The organism is Enhydrobacter sp. (assembly GCF_030246845.1).
In the GTDB taxonomy this organism is placed as follows: Bacteria; Pseudomonadota; Alphaproteobacteria; order Reyranellales; family Reyranellaceae; genus Reyranella.
This window is the reverse complement of sequence record NZ_CP126889.1, coordinates 236,341-256,431: the sequence shown is the minus strand read 5'-3', so window position 1 is coordinate 256,431 and position 20,091 is coordinate 236,341. Positions and strand designations below refer to the sequence as shown.

Sequence of the window (20,091 nt, the reverse complement as noted above, 5' to 3'; positions counted from 1 at the left end):
CGCTCCTCCCTTTGCATCGTCTCTCATTGTCCGTATCCGGCCGCGCAGGCGCGATAGGTGGCGACCGTCATCAGGCTGACATCGACCTGGCAATCGGCCGACGAGATCGCGCCCACGTTGTTGGCGCTGCGGGGATTGTACGCCGTCGATTGCGCCTGCCATTGCGGGCCGAGCCGCGGATTGAACACGTCGTTCGGATCGAGCCCCCAGAAGGCATAGAGCAACTGTACCTTCTCGACCGGGACTCCGGCCTCGACCAGCGTCGGCGCCGCCTGGGTGACGAAGGCGAGCTGCTTCATCGTCCAGTCCTCCATCGGCTTGCGCGAGGTCTGCCACAGTATGTAGGCGACGTTCGGGTCGATGTGCGGATCGGCCAGGATCTCGAGAATGGATTTGGGAATGACCTTCCCGCCGGCGACGTCGCCCGTTGCCGCCCGCTGCTGCGTCGGCGTCGGCGGCGACTCCTGCTCTGCCTGCCGCGGCAGCCTGCGATCCTGGGCCGCCGCGGCCGTCGCGGCAACCAGGGCCATGGTCAGCAGGAGCAGGCCGGGAGATTTCATCGGCGCTGGTTGATCATGACGGGTTGGGGATGCGGGCCGGTCTGCATGATCGTCAACTGGTTGCCGTTGCCGTACTGGTTGTGGATGACGAGGCCGCCGATGCCGGTCTGGGTGACCGCCGACGCATTGTTGTTGCCGAACTGGCCGATGCCGACATAGTTCTGCCCGCCGAGCTGGCTGGTCTCGGCGCTATTGTTGCTCCCGACCTGATTGATTGTCGATGTGTTGGCGCCGCTGGCGACGACCTGGTTGATGGTCACCGGGTCGTCGGCGAAAGCCGACGGCATGGTCGCGAGGAGACAACCCGCGATCAGCCCGGCGGCGATCAGACCGGCTCGTGTGGCACGCATCGTCGCTTCCTCCGAAGAAGGGTGGAGAGGGGCATCGCGCCCCTCTCTTCCCGGTGTTGTCGATTAGTGCCGGTAGACCAGGCCGCCGGAGACATACATGGAGCCCGGAGCCCCGACGAGGATCCCCTGGTTCTGGACGGCCATGTTGCCGACCCCGCCGACCTGGCTGATGCTGGCGACGTTGCCGTTGTTGCCCTGGGCCTGGCCGGCCTGGTTGCCCGACCCGCCGCCGGTCTGGCTGATGGTCTCCGAATTGCCCGTCACGCCGGCGCCCTGGAACTGGAGGGCGCGCCCGTACGACGACGCATCGACCGTGACGTGCTGGGTGTTGCTGTAGGAGCCGGCGGCCTGGAGCTGGTCGACCAGGTTGTAGCTGCCATTGTTGATCGAGGCCGTCTGCGTATTGCTGAGCGTGCCGGTCTGCTGCAGTTGCGTGACCGTGTTGTAATTGCTCGTCCCGGTGATGTTCGCGGTCTGCGCGTCGCCGACGCTGGCCAGGATGGTCTGGCTGATGGAGTTGCCCGTGCCGGCGCCGGACTCCGTCGCCTTCTGGGTATTGTCGTGCGACGCCCCGTCGATGGTCTGGTTGATGGTCGAGAGCGTCTGGCCGGACTGGTTGGCCGTTTGCGAATTCTTGTACAGGGTATCCGATCCCGGAGTCGCCGAGCCGATCGTCTGATTGACGCTCGACCCTGCGTTGCCGGTCTGCGTGCTGTTCTGCGTGTTGTTGGTCCCGAGCGGCGAGTTGATCGTCTGGGTGACCGAGGTGGCGGTCGCCCCGTACACCGAATTGCCGGTCTGCGTCGCCGTCTGGACGTCGCCGCCGTTGCCGTTGTCCTGCTGGCTGGCGGTCGACCTGTAGTTGCCGGTCTGGTTGATCGTCTGCTTGCCGCCGATGGCGAAATCGACGCTGTTCAGATTGCGCCACTGCTCCTGCGTCGCGCTGCTTTGCGTGTCGGAATCCTGTTTGATGTAGGCAATGTTGCCATATCCATCGCCCGGCTGGTGCTGCTGCGCCAGGTTACCCGAGCCGCCGATCTGCGTGATGGTGGCGCTGTCGTCGCCACCGCCGCCGCCGGCCTTTTGCGCGAAACTCGGGGAGGCCATACCCAAGGCCAACGCCGCCACACTCGTCGTAAGCAGGTACTTCGTCATGTTGTTACTCCCTTCGTTATCCCTGCGATCATGCCCCGGTGTTCGTGCAGGGGGTCGAACACCCGGTATGTCAGTCGGATTTCGAGGGCATCGGCGGCAGCTTCAGGCTCCTCACCGGGCCGCTCGAGGGTGGCGCCGTCGGCAGCTTCAGGCTCGTCACGGGGGCGTTGGAGGCCGTCGCTGACAGTCTCGAGGGCGTCGCCGGCGCGTCCGAGGTTGTCGCCACCGGTCTCGGGGGCGTCGCCGGCACCTCCGCGTTGGTCGCGACCAGCTTCGAGGTTGCCACCGGCACTTCCGCGATCGTCGCCGGCACACTCGAAGTGATCGGCGGCGGCTTCGAGGTCGTCGCCGGCGCACTCGAAGGCGTCGCTGGTGGTTTCAAGACCGGCGCCGGCGGCTTCGCGGTTGTCGCCGGCACGTTCGCGGCCGGCGCTGGCGGCTTCGAGGTCGTCGCCGGCGCGTTGGGGGTCGGCACTGGCGGTTTCGGGGTCGTCGCTGGCTTCGAGGTCGCCGCCGGCATCGGCACGTTCGAGGTCGTCGCCTGGTGTCTCGACGGCGTCGCCGGAGCCGGCACGGTCGGGGGCGTCGCGCGCACGGTCGAGATCGGCGCCGGCGCGGTCGTCCTTGGCATGTAGGGCAGCACGCCGCCGCGCGTCTTGAGATAGTCCTCGGTCAGCCTGGCTTGGGTTGCCTGGTCGGCGAAACCCCAATAGCCCTTGAGCGTGCCCTCCATGATGGTGGCGTACACAGCGAGCTCGATCGCCTGCGTCACGCAGATCGTCACCGGCTCGTTGGTCGAGAACCCGACTTCGGCCTGCAACAGCTTGTTGAAGTCGACGAACTTGAAGATCGAGGCGTCCAGCAGCGTCGAGAAGATCGTCTTGCTGACTTCGACGGCAGTCAGCACCTCGCCGGTCAGCGTGCTCACCGTGCGGAGCGCCACGGTGACGGTGTCCTTGCGGTACTGAACGCTCGCGCCGATGCCGAGATAGTTGGCGCCGGCGCCGCCGGTGACGATATTGGAATCGTAGCCGACGATCCCGCCCTCGAAGATGGTGCCGGCGTTGAGAAGCGGTCCCAGCGGCCTGACGGCCCCTTTGGGCCCTGCGTACTGGATCCGGTTCGCCCGGACGATCTGCCGCTCCTGCAGCAGATCGCCGATATTGGAGCGCTCCACGACCCGGAACCAGGACCCGGACCCCGCGTCATGCAGCGCCTTGATCAACAGGTTCGTGCCGCCCTGCGTGACGGCGAAGCTGTACTCGGCGAAGGTGTCGTTGGGCTTGTGCTGCCCGGTCTGGTCGAGGAAGCGGAACACCGCCGTGTCCAGCCGTGCGCGCGGCGGCGGCAATTTCAGCAGGTCGTCCAGCGACTGCGTCCGCTCGGCCAGCGTCGGCCGCTCGGAGAACGCCTGGGAACATCCCCCGACGGCAAGAAGCGCGATCCAGATCAGCGCTCTCCATGAACTCACAGCCGCCCCCATACAATCGGCCACAACTACGAAAAAGTGTACCAAACCAAACTATTACAACCGCACTCTCCAGCGACAGATCAACCCGTTCACGACAGCGATCCACACGACCGGACGCTGCCGCGATCGATCAGTACTGCGGGACAGGTACGGAGATTTGAGTCTGGCTGCCGTTGGGATCCGACAGCGTGATGTTGATCTGGCCGCCGGCGCGGTTGAACGAGATCGTTTCCCCGGCGACGGAGAAAGTTCCGCTGTCCTTGGCTTGGGCACCGTTGGTACCCAGGATGCTGTCGATGGCCACCGTCGTTGCCTGCGAGATCAGCGCGTTGACCAGGGCTTGCCGCAGGAGGTCGGAAGTGGACTGCTGCGTCTGCTGCTGGTTGAACAGATTCTGGGTCGCCGGATTCACCAGATGATCGAAGTTGTTGGCGTTGGCGGTCCCGAGAAGAAACGCTCCGTTGAACGGGCTGCCGCCGAAGGTCGGGTTGACAGGCGTGTAATGCAACTCGCCGGCCTGCGCCGACGCCGCCAATCCCAGCAGCATGGCGGCGGGCAAAATGACTCTGCTCATTTCAGCTTCCCCAAGTCTTGGACAACTCCCCACAATCCCGGCTGGCTTTCGGCCAGTCCCACTGGCTATCACCCCACATGTGATATCGCAGTACGATAGAAATATATACCCGCATCACGCGAAATACCAGCATGGAATTATTGTGACGCGGCAGCGGCGGGACGACTGATCGACACCCCCAAGGTGATCTACACTGGCGATCCCTCTGCAGGAGCTTGTCCGACGTGTCTCACGACCAGGTTCGCGACCTTCGTCCTGTCCAGCCGGTCGACGGCGCGACTTCGCGGCAACGCGTGTTCGGTGTCACCGGCTGGAAGAATGCCGGCAAGACGACGCTCACGGAGCGGCTGGTGGCCGAGCTCGCGCGGCGCGGCTGGCGGGTCGCCACGATCAAGCATGCCCATCACGCGGCGGACATCGATCGGCCGGGCACCGATTCCTACCGCCACCGCGCGGCGGGCGCGACCGAGGTCGCGCTGGTGACCGGCCAGCGCTACGCCATCATGCGCGAGCAGGAGGAGCCGACGCTGGCCGAGGTGCTGGGCCGCCTCGCGCCCGCCGACCTGGTGCTGATCGAGGGCTTCAAGCGCGAGCCGCATCCCAAGATCGAGGTGCGCGGCGCCGACGCCGCCGATCGTCCTTCGCTCGCCGCCGGCGATCCGTCGATCGTCGCCATCGCCGCCGACACCGCGCCGGCCGAGCGGCATCTCCCCTGGTTCCGCCGCGACGACATCGCAGCCATCGCCGACTTCATCGCCGGGCATGTCGGGCGTGACGCCCCTACGAGATCAGCCAGCTCCTGAGGACGTAGAGCCACGAGCGCGGCGGACTCGCACGGGCGGCGCGCATCCTGAGCAGCATGCGGGCGTACTGCTTGTCGCCGAGCGCGGTGACGAACTTCTCGCGGCCCCCGATCATGGCGTCGAGCATGCGGTCGAGCATGCGGTGGTGGGTGTCGCCCCAGTTGCGCGCCGAGAGGTGGAGCCGGCCGCCCAGGATCGGGTTGTTGGCGGCGAAGTTTCGGCCGTGCAGGCGGTACGAATAGAGCGGCTCGTCGATCAGAAGCGAGCCCGCCACCATCTGCGCCATGACGACGATGTAGTAGTCCATGTGCAGGCGGAAGGTCTCGTCGTCGTCGGGGAAGACGAGGTCGATCAGCGAGCGGCGGAACATCATCGACGAGGTCGAGACCCAGACCCAGTGCACCAGCCGCTTGGTGTAGAGGCGGTAGGGCGTCTGCTTCTGCCAGTGCGCCGTGCGCGTTTCGGGATCGAGCTTCGGCACGCGCGCGGGATCGATCGGCGCGAAGGCGCGGCCGCGGTCGGCGACGGCGCGGTCGCGGCCGAACCAGTAGACCGCGCCCGCGATCACCTGGCTCTTGCCGTCGATCAGCCGCGCGTTGCAGGCGGTGAAGCCCACGGCGTAGCTCTCGTTGAGATGCGCGGCGAGATGGCGCTCGAGGAAATCCTCGTTCCAGAGATCGTCCGAATCGAGGAAGCAGACGAACGGCGCGCCGGTGTGCTCGAGGCCGGCGCGCGTGGCCCCGGTCTGGCCGACGTTCTTCTCGAGGCGCACCAGCGAGAAGCGCGGATCCCCGAGCTCGCCGAGCACCGCCTCGATCGCTTTCACCGACGTGTCGGTCGATGCGTCGTCCACGATCACGCACTCGAAATCGCGCCACGTCTGCCGCGCCACCGACCGCACCGCCGCGCCGATATAGTCGGCGCAGTTGAAGCACGTCACGACGACGGAGATCTTGGGCAGGGTCGTGTCGGTCATCTTCTTCGGGAGCGTATTACACGGACCTTGTCATCCCGAGCGCAGCGAGGGATCTTTCGGCCACGCCGGAATCATAGATCCCTCGCTGCGCTCGGGATGACACAGACTGTCGCCTCATCGGAGCGCGCCACTCCAGTGGCGCTCATGCTCGTGCGGACCGCGCGCATCCTGCGCGCTCCATGAGCGGGCTGGAAGCCCGCGGTCCAGGGGAAGATGCGCAACCGGAGTGGCGCGGTCCGCCGAGCCCGGTCGTGTCATCCCGAGCGCAGCGAGGGATGACACCATGTTTTTGGATGACACCTCGTTTGTCACGTCTTCGCCGGACCCAGAAAGTCGAAGTCGACGCCTTCATCGGCCTGCAGGACGGTGCGGTGGAAGAGGCCGCTGTAGCCGCGGTCGCTGCCGGGATGCGGCGTCGGCGCTTTCCACGCCTTGAGGCGCTTGTCGAGCTCGTCGGCCGGCACAAGCAATTCGAGCTTGCGGTTGGGCACGTCGAGCGTGATGCGGTCGCCTGTCCTGACCAGCGCCAGCGGGCCGCCGACCGCCGACTCGGGCGCCACGTGCAGGACGATGGTGCCGAAGGCGGTCCCGCTCATGCGCGCGTCGGAGATTCGGATCATGTCCTTCACGCCCGAGCGCGCGAGCTTCATCGGGATGGGGAAGGAGCCGGCCTCCGGCATGCCGGGCGCGCCCTTAGGGCCGGCGTTGCGCAGCACGAGGATGTCGTCCGCCTTCACGTCGAGCGCGGGATCGTCGCCGCGCGCGGCGAGATCCTCGAGCGAGTCGAACACCACGGCGCGGCCGGTATGGGTGAGCAGCGACGGCGTCGCCGCGGCATGCTTGATGACGGCGCCGCGCGGCGCGAGGTTGCCGCGCAGCACCGCCATGCCGCCGGTCGGCTTGATGGGCTCCTCCGGCGTGCGGATCACGGTCTGGCCGGGCACGATCTCGGCCGCGTCGATCACTTCCTTCAAGGTCCTGCCCGTGACGGTGCGGCAGCTCTCGTCGAGATGGCCGCGGATCTCGCGCATCAGCCGCGCATTGCCGCCGGCCCAGTGGAAGTGCTCCATGTAGTGGTCGCCCGAGGGCTTGAGATCGACCAGCACCGGCACCTTGCGGCCGATCGCGTCGAACTGCTCGAGCTCGATCGTGACGCCGAGCCGGCGCGCGACGGCGGTGAGATGGACCAGCGCATTGGTCGAGCCGCCGATCGCCTGCAGCACGGTGAGGGCGTTGCGGAAGGCGGCCTCTGTCATGATCTCGCTCGGCCGCGGACCCTGTTGCTTCGCCATCCCGGCGGCAAGCCTGCCGCTCTGCTCGGCAAGCCGCAGGCGGTCGGAGTGCGTGGCGGGGGTAGAGCCGCTGCCGGGCAGGCCCATGCCCAAGGTCTCGACCATGCAGCCCATGGTGCTGGCGGTGCCCATCACCATGCAGGTACCCTTGGTCGGCGCGAGCCGCTCGCTCACGCGCTCGATGTCGCCTTCGGAGAAGGTGCCGGCGCGGTACTGGCCCCACAGGCGGCGGCAGTCGGTGCAGGCGCCCAGCACCTCGCCCTTGAAATGGCCGACCAGCATCGGCCCGACCGGCAGCACGACGGCCGGGCGGTCGACGCTCGCGGCGGCCATGAGCTGGGCCGGGATGGTCTTGTCGCAGCCGCCGATCAGCACCACCGAGTCCATCGGCTGGGCGCGGATCATCTCCTCGGTGTCCATCGCCATCAGGTTGCGCAGGAACATGCTGGTGGGATGGGAGAAGCTCTCGTGGATCGACACGGTGGGGAACACCATCGGCAGGGCGCCGGCCAGCATCACGCCGCGCTTCACCGCCTCGACGAGGTCGGGCACGTTGCCGTGGCAGGGGTTGTAGTCGCTCGCGGTGTTGGTGATGCCCACGATCGGCCGGTCGAGCGCGTCGTCGGAATAGCCGCCCGCCTTGATGAAGGCCTTGCGCAGGAACAGCGAGAAGCCGGCATCGCCGTAGGTGGCGAGGCCCTGCCGCAGGCCGGTGGCGTTGCCGTTCTTCTTGGGCGAAGCCATGTTCGATTCTTTCTCCTCAAGGACGGTGTCATCCCGAGCGCAGCTCGGGATGACACTGCTTCTGTGGGACGCGCTCCCTTGACTCTATGTATCCCCTTCGCGCCCCGCCGCCCAGCGGGCGTGCAGGGCGGGGTCGCGCCCGGAGACGATGGTGCGGGCGAGCTCCAGCCCCATCAGGGCGCCGAACTTGAAGCCGTGGCCCGAGCAGGGCGACATCACCCAGCCGGCCGCGCCCGGCTTCTCGACGACGAAGCGCTCGTCCTCGGTGACGGTGTAGAAGCAGGCCTTCAACCGCTCGATCCGCCACTCCCCGAAGCCCTCGAGCAGGCTGCGGCAGCGCGCGAGCAGCGGCTCGATCTCGGCGGCGCTCGCCGTGCGCCCGGCGTCGGGATCGCCGGTGCGGCTGAAGGCATGGTCGCCGACCTTCAGCCCACGCCCCTGCCGCGGCGGCACGAGATAGAGGCCGACATCGCCCGTCTGCTCGATGATCATTGGCCCCCTGGTCCAGGCGGCCTGCTGCTCGGCCGGCAGGTCGAAGTAGGCCACGACCTGGCGCGAGGGCACGAGGCGGCGGGCCAGCGACGGCAGGAGCCGGCCGACCCAGGCGCCGGCCGCCACGACCACGACGTCGGCGCCGTGCGTCGCGCCCGCCCCTGTGCCGATACGTGCGCGGTCGAGATCGACTTCACGCACTTGTGTTCGCGGATGCAGGGCAACGCCGCGCCTGCCCGCGAGCCGCCGCGCCAGCGCGGCGACGATATCCTGGGCGAACAGCACGCCGCCCGACTCGATCCAGAAAGCGCGCTCGACGCCGCCGGTCCTGAGCAGCGGGAAGCGGCGCGGCAGCTCGGCGACCGGGATCTCGGTCATGGGGCGGCCGATCGCCGCAAGGGCCGCCGCCGATCGCTCGGCCCAGAGCGCGCCGTTGCCGCTCAGCGCCAGCGTGCCGGTGGGCGCATAGAGCCGCTGCCCGAGCTCGGTCCACAGCAGATCCCAAGCGGCGTAGGCGTCGTCGACCATTCGGGCATAGCCCGCGTGCTCGCCGTAGGGATGGCGGATCAGCCGGTGCTCGTCGAAGGAAGAGCCGGTGGCATTGGGCAGATCGCCCTGCTCGAACAGCTCGACATCGCAACCTTCGCGGGCGAGGGCCCAGGCGGTGGCGAGCCCCATGACGCCGCCGCCGACGACGATCGCTTTCACGGGCGCGCTCATGGCGCCGCACAGTCGGCGACGCCGCCGTCGGGGTCAAGCGTCGCGCCGACGGAAAATGCAGCCGGTTCAGGTGCAAGCGTAAGGTTTCTCATGTGCGTTCGCGGGACTTGCAAAAGCGGTTGTGTTCGGCGTTGATATCGAACACGTTTACACAACCGCTCAGCGTGGGAAGGGTGAAAGCAATGGCGATGACGATGCTGCAGATGTCGGGTCTGGCCCCGACGCCGGCGACGATGGCGGATGGGGTGCTCGTGATCGTCGATGCGCAGCGCGAATATACCGACGGGCTGCTGCCGCTGGCCGGCGTGCAGGCCGCGGTCGACGCACTGGCCGTGCTGCTCGACAAGGCGCGCCGCGCCAACGCCCCGGTGATCCATATCCGCCACAAGGGGCCGGGCAAGGCGTTCAATCCTTCCTCGACCGGCTACGAGATCGTGAAGCAGCTCACGCCGCGCGACGGCGAGACGGTGGTCGACAAGGGCCTGCCCAACGCCTTCGCCGGCACCGAGCTCGCCAGGCACCTGACCGGGATCGGCCGCAAGAACCTGATCGTGGGCGGCTTCATGACCCATATGTGCGTCTCGGCCACCGTGCGCTCGGCCACCGACCACGGCTATATGTGCACCGTCGCGGCCGACACCGTCGCCACCCGCGACCTGCCCGACGCGACCAACGGCGCCACCATCAGCGCCGAGGCGATCAACAAGATCACGCTGGCCGCGCTCTCCGACCGCTTCGCTTGGATCGTGCCCCAGGCCAGCGGCATCGGGTGAACTCATGCCGTTGATTTTCGCTTCAAGCGAAAGAGGCCATCACTGGAGTTCGTCACAGGCGTAGCCGTTCACGGGATTGGAACTGCGCTACCTGCTGCAAAATGGGTGTCATCCCGAGCGAAGCGAGCGAGGGATCCTTGATCGGCGCCAGCCAAAGATCCCTTGTGTCTTTGTGATTTGCGAGAATAAGCGAACGGGCGGCCGTTTGAGCAGCCGCCCGTCGCCGGCCCTGAGCCCGGAGATCCCTAAGGCAAGAGCCTGCCAGCGAGCGAGGGCCAGGGCCGGTGTCTTCCTTAAACCCGAACAGTTGCCTGGGCGCGAAGCCCGGACGAGCAAGGAAGGGAGACGGAGGATGACACAGAAGCGGACGCTTGTCGGCCTCGACATTGCCAAGGGAAAGATCGATGCGGCGATCCGGTCGGCGGGCGCGGAAGCGTCGTTCGCCCATGACGCCGCGGGGCGTCGGCGGCTGCTGGAGTGGCTGGCCGAACATGGCGTCGCCACGGCGGTGATGGAGGCCAGCGGCGGCTACGAGAGGAGCTGGGCCGGCCTGTTGCGCGAGGCTGGGCTGGCAGTGGTGATCGTCGACCCCCAGCGGGTGCGCCACTTCGCCCGGTCGGCCGGACAGCGGGCCAAGACCGATGCCATCGACGCCCGCATGATCGCCTGGTTCGGCGAGGTATTCGAGGATCTTACCGGCCAGGCCCGGGACGAGGAGCGCCAGGAACTCGACCAGCTGGTCACGGCCCGTCTCGGCATGGTGCGGCTGAAGGGGCAGATCGAGAGCTGGAATGAGCACGAGCAGCCCAAGGCGGTGCGCAAGATCCATCAGGCGCTGCTCGAGGCGGTGGGCGCTCAGCTGGCCAAGCTCGAGGCCGTCATCGCCGCCAGGATCGCCACGGTCGAGCGCTTCGCGCGGCAGGCCGAGATCCTCCACAGCGTGCCGGGGCTGGGCGACGCGGCGGTTGCCGGCCTGATCGCCTTGCTGCCCGAGCTCGGCCGCGTCGACCGCCAGGCCGCGGCCGCCTTGCTCGGGGTGGCGCCCTTCGCCGACGACAGCGGTGAGCGGCGCGGCCAACGCCATATTCAGGGCGGGCGTCGCAAGCTGCGCACGCTGCTGTACATGCCGATCCTCAGCGCCATCCAGCACAATCCGGTGCTCAAGGCCCACTACCAGCGGCTGCGCGCCAGGGGCAAGAAGCCCAAGGTCGCCTTGATCGCCTGCATGCGCAAGCTGATCGGCATCCTCAACACCATGCTGCAGCGCTCCCAGACATGGGACCCAGTCAAACACGCCATCGCCTGAGCCCGCCGTCGGCGCTCCGCGCCGACGGCCTGAAAGCCGATCAGCCCGGTGAGCGGGCGGGGTCAAGGCCGCAGCCGCCGAAGGCGGAGGCGCATAGCGCCTGCCTTGAGCCCGAACGATCACCGGGCTACCTCAACATCACAGTTGCTCGCTGCGCTCGGGATGACACGGAAGTGGCTGGGTCACATGACTTGTTTGTTGTTGGCGGCACGCTTCTCGGCGTGCTTCACGGCTGGAGCGGAAGATGCGCGCAGACGGCGAGGGCGGCGATCGTGACGAGCAGCCCGAGCGAACTGTAGTGCACCAGCGAGCGGTCGCGCGTGTCAGCCAGCAGGCGGCGCAGCCGCACGAGGAAGGCGGTCGGCATCAGGGGGGGAATCCGGCGATGACCTGATCGAGGAGGTTGACGACCTTCTGGCCCACGCTGGTCATGCTGACGATGCCCGCGACCGAGATCAGCAGCGCGATCAGGCTGTATTCGATCGCGGTTGCGGCACGTTCGTCCGACAGGAGGCGATGGAGGATCGGTAGCATCGGATGCAGAGTACGGCTTCGGCCGGCCGCAACCAAGGTAACGTTGGTATGGTTTGTCGCCGAAGAGAAAGGGCGGAGCCTCGCGGCCCCGCCCTTGCTTCCTTGGCGTCGTCGAGCGGCGCAATCAGCCGCCCATGTTGACGGCGACGTTGCTCAGCACGTTCTTGACGGTGGTGCCGACAGTGGTCATGGCCGTGATGGCGGCGACCGCGATCAGGGCGGCGATGAGCGTGTACTCGATGGCGGTGGCGCCATCCGTCTTCTTCATCAGGTTACGGAAAATCGACAGCATAAGTATCTCCAAATCTATTAATTGCCTGGCCGAGTACGGCTGCCCGCAGCGGGCGGAACAGTCCCACACCTCTAAATGAGTCGAGGTATTGAAGATAAGATATTGAAACTACTGACGGACTCAATGAACGTATTGTATCAAACGCATCGCTGGGCCGTGCTATCTTGAAGCAAACAGGGAGAGCGGTCATGAAATCGATCCTGACAATGGCCTGGGCGGCCGAAGATCCGGCGGCCTTCATCCTCGCGGCGAAGCTGGCGCGCGCCTTCGACGCGAAGCTGGTGGGGCTCGAGCCGCCGTCCTACGGCGTGATGAGCATGGCGTGGGCCGATGCCGGCATGGGCGCGCCGATCGGCGGCGGTCTCGCCGAGGATGCCGAGGAGCGCCAGCGCGTGGCGGCGGTGCGGCAGACCTTCGAGCAGAGCGCCGCCGGCCTCGTCTCCGAATGGCGCGCTGCCGACGACAGCGGGCCGACGGCGATCGGCCTGATCGGCCGCGCCTTCGACCTGATCGTGATGCCGCAGCCCGGGCCTCTGCCCAAGATGCCGGAGAGCGTGTTCGAGACCGCGCTGTTCGATTCGGGCCGGCCAGTGCTGGTGGTGCCGCAGGGCTTCCAGGGCACGGTGGGCAAGCGCATCCTGTTCGCCTGGAACGGCTCGACCGAAAGCGCGCGCGCGATCTCGCTCGCCATGCCGATGCTGGCCGGCGCCGAGTCGATCGACGTGATGAGCGTCGAGGGCGCGGGCGTGCCGGGACCGACCGCGGCGGAGATCGCGCAGTCGATGGCGGCGCACGGGCTCAAGGTCACGAGCCAGAACGTGAAGCCCGGCACGCGTTCGGCCGGCCAGACCATCGTCGATACGGCGGTGACGGGCGGCTGCGACATGATCGTGAAGGGCGCCTATACCCAGAGCCGCCTGCGCCAGATGATCTTCGGCGGCATGACGCGCCATCTCATCCTGCACTCGCCGCTGCCGGTGCTGTTCTCCTATTGAGTTGAGTCGGCCCCTCACCCGTCCTCTCCCCCTCGCGGGGGAGAGGAGAAAGAGATGCGAGCAAGGTCTTCATGTTCCTCTCCCCTTGGGAGAGAGGCCAGGTGACGGGGGCGACGCACAGGTGAGGGGGCGACGCAGAGGCGCGGCTGCGGGCTTGACCGCCATGCTAGAACGCCGCGCATGACGAACGGCCGGAACCTGCCCGTGGTCGTCGCCAAGCGGCGCCGGCGGCCGTGGCGCGCGACCGTCGCGGCGATGCTGGCGCTCCTGATCGTGGTGGCGGCCTGGCTGCTGGTCGGGCACGACGCGCCGCCGCAGGGCGTCACGGCCGGCGAGCGGGTGGCCGACCTGCAGGCCGCGCGCGCGGCGTTGCAGGCGAGGGCCGACGGCGAGAGCCGGATCGGTCTCGTCGGCGCCTTCCGGACCGCGAGCCTGCTGACCGATGCATTGGCCGTGCGCACCAACGGCGAGCGCGAGCGCGCCGTCGCCAGCCTGCCGGCGCTGTCGCGCGAGGCCTTCGCCGCGCTCGACGCGCTCGACGCGGCGCTGGGCGATGCGCTGGCGCGGCCGGGCGAGGGCGCGCGGCACGCGGTCGACGAGCCGCAGAAGCGCGCCCAGACGGCGCTCGACAGGATGGCCGGCGACGGCAGGCCGTTGGTGCTGCAGTTCAGCCCGCGCTTCGTGCCGCCGCGCCGCGCCGGGGCCGAGCTGGCGCTCGCGCCCGGTCCTTCGACCGGCTCGGGGCAGGCACCGTCGAGCGAAGCGGACGCGCCACCCGCCGCGGTCCAGGGCGCGGAAGGCCGCGCGGCAGACCGGCTGCCGTCGCCGGTGATGCCGCGCTATGTGCCGGCCTTCGCCGCGCCCGGCGAGGATCCGCCGGTCGAGATCGAGGTCGCGGCGGTGGGCTTCGACGAGAGCAGCCCGCCGGTGCTGACGGTCGGCGCGTGGCAGGAGGCGGCGCGCGTGACGCCGCTCAGGCTCCATTTCTCGGTGCCGCGCGCGGCCTTCGCGACCGACCCGGTGCGCTCGACCTTCGCCGTTGGCACGCTCGCCTTCCGCCGGGGCGCGCGGCCGGCAAGCTATCAGCTCCTGTTCGTCGTGCTGCCCGACCGGCCGGGCCAGTTCGCGCTCGACCAGAAGGTGCGCACCCTGGTGCCCGAGTCCAAGACGCTGGTCTCGCCCGAGATCCTGGCGCGCGCCGACGCGGGCAAGACGGCGACCGTGCGCCACTGCTTCGATCCGCCGGCCGGCACGCGCTTCGACAAGTCGCAGCGGCGAATCGTCGAGATCCAGCGGCTGGGCTGGCACGGCGACCTCGGCGACCCGACGCTGAACGAGGGCACGGTCGACTTCGCCAAGGACGAGAAGCCGGGCGAGATCTGCCTGGTCGTGACCGCGGCGCCGGCCGACGCCCAGGCGCGCACCGCGACCATCGGCCGGTTCGAGGCGACGCTGGTGCAGGACCGCGCCGAGGACAACGCCGTCAAGACCGGCGTGCGCGCGCTCGACTGGAACGAGGCGGTGCGCGTGCCGCTCGATCCCAACACGGTCGAGTGGCGGCTCTATCTCAAGCTGCTGGGCGAGATCAGCCGCGAGTTCGACACGCCGCTTTCCGGCGACGCGCCGCTGCCTTCGGGCCTGCCCTTCCTGCGCCTCGAGCGCGACGCCGCCGGCAAGACCCTGATCCTGCGCGCCGACCCCACGGCCGCGCCATAGCCGCGGTCCGCACGCTCATGAGCGCAACTGCAGTTGCGCCTGCCCTGAGCGAAGGGCGCTCCGATCAGCGCGCCACCAACAAGAAGCTGGAGCAGGCGCTCAACCGGTGTCGTGTCATCCCGAGCGCAGCGAGGGATCCATTGCCGGCGGTGCGAAAGATCCCTCGCTGCGCTCGGGATGACACCCATCCGAGCACCGACCGATATCATGTCGATTGACGCCACGCGCGGCGGCGCTCGATGCGGCAGACGACGCGGCTCAGCGTGCGCTGGCGCGTGCCGCCGATCTGCGAGCGCGCGTCGCCGCCCACGCCCTCGAGCCTCAGCACCCAGTCGCGGTAGTCGAACTCGGCCGAGGCGTCGAAGTCGGCGGCCTCGACGATCTGCTGGAAGCTCGCCGAGCCGGTCGCCGGATCGGCGAGCGCCAGCACGACGCGGCCGACCTGCACGCCCTGCTGGAAGATCGCGTCGGGATCGCGCGAGGGCGGCAGCGGCTCGGCCTCGAGCCGCGCCACCTCCGCCTCGAGCGCCGCGATCCGTGCGGCGTCCCGCGCCTGCTGCGCTTTCATCTCCTCGTGCAGGGACCGGTGCAGCGCCGCCGGCGCGCCCACGAGCCGCCAGAGATAGAGGAACGGCAGCGCGAGGAAGGGGACGGCCGAGGCGACGAGCCGCGGTTCCGTCGCCGGCATGCCGAGGCGGCCCAGGATCAGCCACACGGCGGCGGCGCCCGCGGCCTGCGCGGCGAAGAAGGCGAGGAAGCGCAGCGGCGTCGCGCCGACGCCCTTCGCCGTCCTCGCCAACGCGCGCCGATGAACCTGCCGCCAGTAGCCCATTTTTGCCTGGATCCTGTTCGAATTCGAGAGAGGGGCCTGCACCATCGCTCCGACTGCGCGGCAAGTCCATCTCAGCGATCCACGAGAAGCGCCTGACGAAGTGAATGATCGGGCTGGTTGCGTTAGTGGCGCGCGCCCTCGAGCGCGCTCATGGGAGCGCCCTTCGGCTTCGCTCAGGGCAGGCGTAACTCCAGTGGCGCTCATCCGCAACCTGGCTGCGGCGCTCATGCCTGCCTCCGTAGAGGGCTCATAGCTTGACGCGCGAATGTCGTGCGTAGCTCCGCGCGAAACGGAAATTGATGCCGAACGATGCCACCTTGGGTTCGCGGACATGTCCAGTCGGCGATTTGATCCGGAACCACGCGGCATAGAGCGCCGGAAGGAACAGCAGGATCAGCACCGTGCCCGCTGCCGTGCCGCCGATCAGCGTATAGGCCATGGACCCCCAGAAGACTGAGTGCGTGAGCGGGATGAAGGCCAGCACGGCGGCAAGTGCCGTCAGGATCACCGGCCTCGTGCGTTGCACTGTGGCCTCGATGACGGCGTGATAGTCGTCGAGGCCAGCCGCACGGTTGTCCTTGATCTGTTCGGTGAGGATCAGCGTATTGCGCATCAGGATGCCGGCCAATCCGATCAGGCCCAGAATGGCATTGAATCCGAAGGGCTGGTTGAAGATGAGCAGCGCGGGTACGACACCGACAAGGCCAAGCGGCGCCGTCAGCAAGACCATGGTCATCGTCGAGAAGGAGCGCACCTGCAGCATGATGACGATCAACGTGGCGGCGATCATGGCCGGGAAGATCTTGCCCAACGCGGCGTTGGCCTTTTCAGCCTCCTCGATCGATCCACCCATTTCGATGCGATAGCCGGCCGGAAGGGATGCGATCAGTGGCTGAAGAGCCTTCATGACCTGTTTGGAAACCTCCGGTGGCTGGGTCGCCTCATTGATATCCGAGCGGATCGTGATGACGGGGATGCGATCGCGGCGCTTGAGAATCGGCTCTTCCAGACGGACTTCCGAATGACCGATCTGGTCGAGCGGGATCTGGCGGCCGTCCCGGCTCATCAGTGAGAAATCCGCCAGCCGCGTCGGATCCAGCCGCTCGCCGCCGGCGCTGCGCGCCACGATGGGGACATTGCGAATGTCCTCGCGGACCTGCGTGACGGCGACGCCGGTGAGGAGAAACTGAAGCTGCTGGCCGACCTCCGCTGGCGAGAGGCCGATAAGGTTCAGTCGATCCTGATCCGGGATGAAACGGACTACCGGCGTGCGATTGCCCCAGTCGCGGTTGGCCTCCCGCACGTCCGGGACTCCCCGCATGATGTCGAGCGCCTTTTCGGAAATGCTGTAGAGTTGCGCGGGATCGGGTCCCATGATGCGGAACTCGACCGGGAAGGGAGAAGGCGGACCGAACACGAACTGTGTGACGCGCACATAAGCCTCGGGCGCGAGCCCCTGGGCCACCGCCTCCCGGAGGCGCTGCTTCAAGGCCTCGCGCGCCTCCGCATCCGGCGTCAGCACGACGATCTTGGCGAAGGCCGGATCAGGCAGTTCCGGCGACAGCGCCAGGAAGAACCTCGGCGCGCCCTGGCCGACATAGCTCGTGACGATTCTGGCCTCGGGCTGCTTGTCGAGCCAGTGCTCGAGCTTCTCGACGGCGGCAGTCGTCGTTTCGATGCTGGTACCTTCCGGCAGGCGAACCTCCACCAGCACTTCGGGGCGGTCCGACGTCGGGAAGAACTGCTGCTTGACGGCGCCCATGCCGAGGCCAGAAAACGCGAAGGCGATGGCAACGATGCCGCAGGTTGCAAGCTTGTGACGCACGGCGAAGGCGATGAGCCGTCGCAGACGCCGATAGTTCGGTGTGTCATAAATCGCGTGGTGACCGCCTTCAATCGGTTTGATCGCAGGCAGCATCTTGACGCCAAGATAGGGTGTGAAGATCACCGCGACGATCCAGGAGACGATGAGGGCGAATCCCACGATCCAGAAGATGTTGCCGGCATACTCGCCGGCCGTCGAGGGCGCGAAGCCGACCGGCAGGAAGCCGGCGATCGTCACGACTGTCCCCGACAGCATGGGCGCCGCAGTATGGCTCCACGCGTGGGCTGCCGCCTTGATGCGGTCCATGCCCTCTTCCATCTTCACCAACATTGCCTCGATGGCGATGATGGCGTCGTCCACGAGAAGTCCGAGCGCCAGGATCAGGGCGCCGAGCGTGATGCGGTCGAAGAACCGGCCGGTCTCCAGCATGATGAGGAACACGACGGCAAGCGTCAGGGGGACGGCGGCCGCCACGACGATGCCGACACGCCATCCGAGACTGAGGAGACTCACCAGCAGCACCACGCCCAGCGCCATCGCGAACTTCACCATGAACTCGTCGACCGCCGAGGTGATGTTGACGGCCTGATCGGTCACCTTGTCGAGCGTCATCCCGAGCGGCAGTGTCCGGGCGATCGCGGCAGACTTCTCCTCCAGCGCCTTGCCGAGCGCGAGACCGTTCCATCCCTCCTGCATGACCACCGCGAGCATCAGTGCCGGTTCACACTGGCTCCGGATCAAGAAGGTCGGAGGATCCTCGTAGCCGCGGCGGACCTCGGCGATGTCGGCGAGCTTCAGCGTCCGCCCGGCAGCGACGATCGGCGTGTCGGCGATCGCCTGAACGCTGTCATAAGCGCCGTCGACCCGAATGAAGACCCGCGGCCCCTGGGTGTCGATCGAGCCTGCCGGTGTCACGGTGTTCTGCCGCTGCAACGCGGCAACAATGTCTCGCGTCGACACGCCGAGCGTTGCCAGCTTGGGATAAGAAAACTCGACGAATATCTGCTCGGGACGTTCACCGAGGATGTTGATCTTCTTCACGCCGGGCACGTGCAGGAGGTCCTGGCGGATCACCTCGGCCTGCCTCGCCAGCTCACGCATCGGCATGCCCCTGGCCTTGAACGCATAAAGGGCGAAGCTCACGTCCGAATATTCGTCGTTGACGAACGGGCCGAGCACGCCGGATGGCAGGTTGCGCGCTTCATCCCCGAGCTTCTTGCGGGCCTGGTAGAACTCCTCCTGCACGAGAGATGGCGGCGTGCTGTCCTTCAGCGTGACCGTCATGAAGGCATAGCCCGGCCGCGTGGTCGTCTCGGTCCGGTCATACCAGGCCAGTTCCTGAAGCCGCTTCTCCAATGGTTCGGCGACGAGGTCCTGCATCTCGCGCGCCGTCGCACCCGGCCATACCGTCGTGACCGTCAGGGTCTTGATGGTGAAGGCGGGATCCTCCGCCCGTCCGAGCATGAAGAAGGCGTAGGCGCCGGCGGCCGCCAGCAGGAGAATGGCGAACAGGGTGACGGCCCGTTCGCGAACGGCGATCGCGGAAAGATTGAGGCTGCTCATCAGTTGCCCCTGCTTTCGGAGGCAGTCCTGACGCGGGTGCCCTCATGCAGAAGATGAGCGCCGAGCGAAACAATCGGATCGCCAGGGCTCAGTCCGGAGATCACGGCGGTTTCCCCGCTCACTCGGACAAGTTTGACGGGCCGAAAGCGAACACTCGAGGTGGCGCTGTCCAGGATCCAAACGCCGGTCTTCTGGCCGTCATCGAGCACGGCTCCCAGGGGCACCTGGACTTCCTGCTGACTCGTGTGGCTCGCAAGCCGAATGGTTACCGTCGCGCCAAGTGGTGCCGCCGCGGCCTCGCCATCGAGCACATAACGGGCCTCGTAGGTACGGGTCTGTGCATCGGCGGAATCCGACAACTGCCGGAGATGCGCGGTATAGCGACGTCCGTTGCTTCCATACAGACTGGCCTCGGCCACCGAGCCAATCGCCGGTCGGATCGTTTCGGGAAGCGCGATCACTGCTTCGCGGGGGCCGGCCTGGGCAAGCCGAACAACGGTCTGGCCGGCGGCGGCGACCTGACCCGGTTCGCCAAGGGTTTCCACCACCGTTCCATCCGCGTCCGCCACCAGGACGGAATAGGTCGCCTCGTTTTCGGCGACCCGTGCTTCGGCGTCGGCGGCAGTGAGTTGCGCCTCGGCCGTGTCCAGCGCGGCCTTGGCCTGCTCGTAACGCTGGGGGCTAGCCGCCACTCCGTTCTTGACCAGAGCGGCATAGCGCTTCTCGTCCGCGCTCGCCTGAACCAGAACTGCGCGCGCGGCCAGAACCGTGTTGCGTTTTGCCGTCAAGGCGAGACGCAAGTCGGTGTCGTCGATGCGCATCAGAGGTTGATCGGCTTTGACCCGCTGACCAGCACTCACAAGGCGTTCCACAATCTTACCGGTGACGCGAAAACCGAGATTGCTTTGGACTCTCGCCCCAACGGTTCCCGTGAACGCGCGTTCGGACCCGGTCACCCCCGCGGCCGTCACCAATCTCACGATCGGAGGTTCCTGCCTCGGATCCCTCACGGCGGAGGCTTCCGGCGTGCGAAGGGAAAGCGCGACTAAAGCGGCCGCGCCCGACGCCCCAATCAGGAGACCGCCCAGCACAACAGCGGGTCGCTTTTTCATGACCAT

The 20,091-nt window shown here is 67.5% G+C and carries 19 protein-coding genes; 5 read left to right on the top strand and 14 right to left on the bottom strand.

Going from position 1 to position 20,091, the window contains the following annotated elements; genetic code table 11:
- Positions 1-23: 23 nt before the first annotated feature.
- The 5 genes from OJF58_RS01405 to OJF58_RS01385 form a co-directional block, all read right to left on the bottom strand.
- Positions 24-560: a hypothetical protein gene (locus OJF58_RS01405; protein ID WP_300781283.1), complete on the bottom strand. Its 537-nt coding sequence runs from the start codon at positions 558-560 to the stop codon at positions 24-26.
- Positions 557-910 (bottom strand): curlin repeat-containing protein, encoded by a 354-nt coding sequence (locus tag OJF58_RS01400; RefSeq protein ID WP_300781282.1) that lies wholly within the window; start codon positions 908-910, stop codon positions 557-559. Before OJF58_RS01400 ends, OJF58_RS01405 begins: the two co-directional genes overlap by 4 nt.
- Before the next feature lie 63 nt (positions 911-973).
- Positions 974-2,065 carry a hypothetical protein gene (locus tag OJF58_RS01395; protein ID WP_300781281.1) on the bottom strand — a complete coding sequence of 364 codons (1,092 nt, stop codon included), beginning with the start codon at positions 2,063-2,065 and terminating at the stop codon, positions 974-976.
- A 70-nt stretch (positions 2,066-2,135) separates the two neighbouring features.
- On the bottom strand, positions 2,136-3,536 hold the full coding sequence (locus OJF58_RS01390; protein ID WP_300781280.1) for a CsgG/HfaB family protein: 1,401 nt from the start codon (positions 3,534-3,536) through the stop codon (positions 2,136-2,138).
- Positions 3,537-3,666: 130 nt separating this feature from the next.
- Positions 3,667-4,110, bottom strand: a complete 444-nt coding sequence (locus OJF58_RS01385) for a curli assembly protein CsgF (protein WP_300781279.1) — start codon at positions 4,108-4,110, stop codon at positions 3,667-3,669.
- 224 nt (positions 4,111-4,334) lie between these two features.
- On the opposite strand from OJF58_RS01385, the gene mobB reads away from it, so the two are divergent.
- Positions 4,335-4,913 (top strand): molybdopterin-guanine dinucleotide biosynthesis protein B, encoded by a 579-nt coding sequence (gene mobB / locus OJF58_RS01380; protein ID WP_300781277.1) that lies wholly within the window; start codon positions 4,335-4,337, stop codon positions 4,911-4,913.
- Here mobB and OJF58_RS01375 read toward each other — a convergent pair.
- The 3 genes from OJF58_RS01375 to OJF58_RS01365 all read right to left on the bottom strand — a co-directional run bounded on the left by OJF58_RS01375 (position 4,891) and on the right by OJF58_RS01365 (position 9,125).
- On the bottom strand, positions 4,891-5,889 hold the full coding sequence (locus tag OJF58_RS01375) for a glycosyltransferase family 2 protein (RefSeq protein ID WP_300781276.1): 999 nt from the start codon (positions 5,887-5,889) through the stop codon (positions 4,891-4,893). The two genes, mobB and OJF58_RS01375, sit on opposite strands and share 23 nt — an antisense overlap.
- Before the next feature lie 308 nt (positions 5,890-6,197).
- Positions 6,198-7,925: an IlvD/Edd family dehydratase gene (locus tag OJF58_RS01370; RefSeq protein ID WP_300781274.1), complete on the bottom strand. Its 1,728-nt coding sequence runs from the start codon at positions 7,923-7,925 to the stop codon at positions 6,198-6,200.
- Between the two features lie 84 nt (positions 7,926-8,009).
- The gene (locus OJF58_RS01365; RefSeq protein ID WP_300781273.1) at positions 8,010-9,125 is read right to left on the bottom strand and encodes an FAD-dependent oxidoreductase; all 1,116 of its coding nucleotides are present in this window, start codon (positions 9,123-9,125) and stop codon (positions 8,010-8,012) included.
- Positions 9,126-9,319: 194 nt separating this feature from the next.
- On the opposite strand from OJF58_RS01365, the gene OJF58_RS01360 reads away from it, so the two are divergent.
- Both OJF58_RS01360 and OJF58_RS01355 read left to right on the top strand, forming a co-directional pair.
- Positions 9,320-9,910, top strand: coding sequence for a cysteine hydrolase family protein (locus OJF58_RS01360; protein ID WP_300781271.1), 591 nt, complete (start codon positions 9,320-9,322; stop codon positions 9,908-9,910).
- Between the two features lie 352 nt (positions 9,911-10,262).
- Positions 10,263-11,216, top strand: coding sequence for an IS110 family transposase (locus tag OJF58_RS01355; protein ID WP_300781024.1), 954 nt, complete (start codon positions 10,263-10,265; stop codon positions 11,214-11,216).
- Positions 11,217-11,442: 226 nt separating this feature from the next.
- Here the strand turns inward: OJF58_RS01355 and OJF58_RS01350 are convergent, their stop codons facing one another.
- The 3 genes from OJF58_RS01350 to OJF58_RS01340 form a co-directional block, all read right to left on the bottom strand.
- A complete protein-coding gene (locus tag OJF58_RS01350) occupies positions 11,443-11,583 on the bottom strand; it encodes a hypothetical protein (RefSeq protein WP_300781270.1) in 141 nt (46 codons plus the stop codon).
- Positions 11,583-11,750 (bottom strand): Flp family type IVb pilin, encoded by a 168-nt coding sequence (locus OJF58_RS01345; protein WP_300781269.1) that lies wholly within the window; start codon positions 11,748-11,750, stop codon positions 11,583-11,585. Before OJF58_RS01345 ends, OJF58_RS01350 begins: the two co-directional genes overlap by 1 nt.
- Before the next feature lie 124 nt (positions 11,751-11,874).
- Positions 11,875-12,042: a Flp family type IVb pilin gene (locus tag OJF58_RS01340; protein ID WP_300781268.1), complete on the bottom strand. Its 168-nt coding sequence runs from the start codon at positions 12,040-12,042 to the stop codon at positions 11,875-11,877.
- 188 nt (positions 12,043-12,230) lie between these two features.
- Here OJF58_RS01340 and OJF58_RS01335 point away from each other — a divergent pair, with 188 nt between their 5' ends.
- Complete coding sequence (locus OJF58_RS01335; RefSeq protein WP_300781266.1) at positions 12,231-13,037, top strand: universal stress protein; 807 nt, start codon at positions 12,231-12,233, stop codon at positions 13,035-13,037.
- Positions 13,038-13,217: 180 nt separating this feature from the next.
- A complete protein-coding gene (locus tag OJF58_RS01330; RefSeq protein ID WP_300781265.1) occupies positions 13,218-14,753 on the top strand; it encodes a hypothetical protein in 1,536 nt (511 codons plus the stop codon).
- Positions 14,754-14,958: 205 nt separating this feature from the next.
- Here the strand turns inward: OJF58_RS01330 and OJF58_RS01325 are convergent, their stop codons facing one another.
- The 3 genes from OJF58_RS01325 to OJF58_RS01315 all read right to left on the bottom strand — a co-directional run bounded on the left by OJF58_RS01325 (position 14,959) and on the right by OJF58_RS01315 (position 20,085).
- Positions 14,959-15,585, bottom strand: coding sequence for a hypothetical protein (locus OJF58_RS01325; RefSeq protein WP_300781264.1), 627 nt, complete (start codon positions 15,583-15,585; stop codon positions 14,959-14,961).
- A gap of 247 nt (positions 15,586-15,832) precedes the next feature.
- On the bottom strand, positions 15,833-18,973 hold the full coding sequence (locus OJF58_RS01320; protein WP_300781263.1) for an efflux RND transporter permease subunit: 3,141 nt from the start codon (positions 18,971-18,973) through the stop codon (positions 15,833-15,835).
- Positions 18,973-20,085: an efflux RND transporter periplasmic adaptor subunit gene (locus OJF58_RS01315; protein ID WP_300781262.1), complete on the bottom strand. Its 1,113-nt coding sequence runs from the start codon at positions 20,083-20,085 to the stop codon at positions 18,973-18,975. The genes OJF58_RS01320 and OJF58_RS01315 overlap by 1 nt, the downstream gene beginning before the upstream one ends.
- Between the last annotated feature and the right edge of the window lie 6 nt (positions 20,086-20,091).

Excerpts from the sequence above, each read along its gene's own strand:
- OJF58_RS01325 (WP_300781264.1), bottom strand. The coding sequence starts at position 15,585 with ATGGGCTACTGGCGGCAGGTTCATCGGCGCGCGTTGGCGAGGACGGCG.
- OJF58_RS01315 (WP_300781262.1), bottom strand. The coding sequence starts at position 20,085 with ATGAAAAAGCGACCCGCTGTTGTGCTGGGCGGTCTCCTGATTGGGGCG.
- OJF58_RS01335 (WP_300781266.1), top strand. The coding sequence starts at position 12,231 with ATGAAATCGATCCTGACAATGGCCTGGGCGGCCGAAGATCCGGCGGCC.
- OJF58_RS01350 (WP_300781270.1), bottom strand. The coding sequence starts at position 11,583 with ATGCCGACCGCCTTCCTCGTGCGGCTGCGCCGCCTGCTGGCTGACACG.
- OJF58_RS01340 (WP_300781268.1), bottom strand. The coding sequence starts at position 12,042 with ATGCTGTCGATTTTCCGTAACCTGATGAAGAAGACGGATGGCGCCACC.
- OJF58_RS01360 (WP_300781271.1), top strand. The coding sequence starts at position 9,320 with ATGGCGATGACGATGCTGCAGATGTCGGGTCTGGCCCCGACGCCGGCG.
- OJF58_RS01375 (WP_300781276.1), bottom strand. The coding sequence starts at position 5,889 with ATGACCGACACGACCCTGCCCAAGATCTCCGTCGTCGTGACGTGCTTC.
- OJF58_RS01320 (WP_300781263.1), bottom strand. The coding sequence starts at position 18,973 with ATGAGCAGCCTCAATCTTTCCGCGATCGCCGTTCGCGAACGGGCCGTC.
- OJF58_RS01395 (WP_300781281.1), bottom strand. The coding sequence starts at position 2,065 with ATGACGAAGTACCTGCTTACGACGAGTGTGGCGGCGTTGGCCTTGGGT.
- OJF58_RS01385 (WP_300781279.1), bottom strand. The coding sequence starts at position 4,110 with ATGAGCAGAGTCATTTTGCCCGCCGCCATGCTGCTGGGATTGGCGGCG.
- OJF58_RS01345 (WP_300781269.1), bottom strand. The coding sequence starts at position 11,750 with ATGCTACCGATCCTCCATCGCCTCCTGTCGGACGAACGTGCCGCAACC.
- OJF58_RS01370 (WP_300781274.1), bottom strand. The coding sequence starts at position 7,925 with ATGGCTTCGCCCAAGAAGAACGGCAACGCCACCGGCCTGCGGCAGGGC.
- OJF58_RS01330 (WP_300781265.1), top strand. The coding sequence starts at position 13,218 with ATGACGAACGGCCGGAACCTGCCCGTGGTCGTCGCCAAGCGGCGCCGG.
- OJF58_RS01400 (WP_300781282.1), bottom strand. The coding sequence starts at position 910 with ATGCGTGCCACACGAGCCGGTCTGATCGCCGCCGGGCTGATCGCGGGT.
- OJF58_RS01405 (WP_300781283.1), bottom strand. The coding sequence starts at position 560 with ATGAAATCTCCCGGCCTGCTCCTGCTGACCATGGCCCTGGTTGCCGCG.
- OJF58_RS01355 (WP_300781024.1), top strand. The coding sequence starts at position 10,263 with ATGACACAGAAGCGGACGCTTGTCGGCCTCGACATTGCCAAGGGAAAG.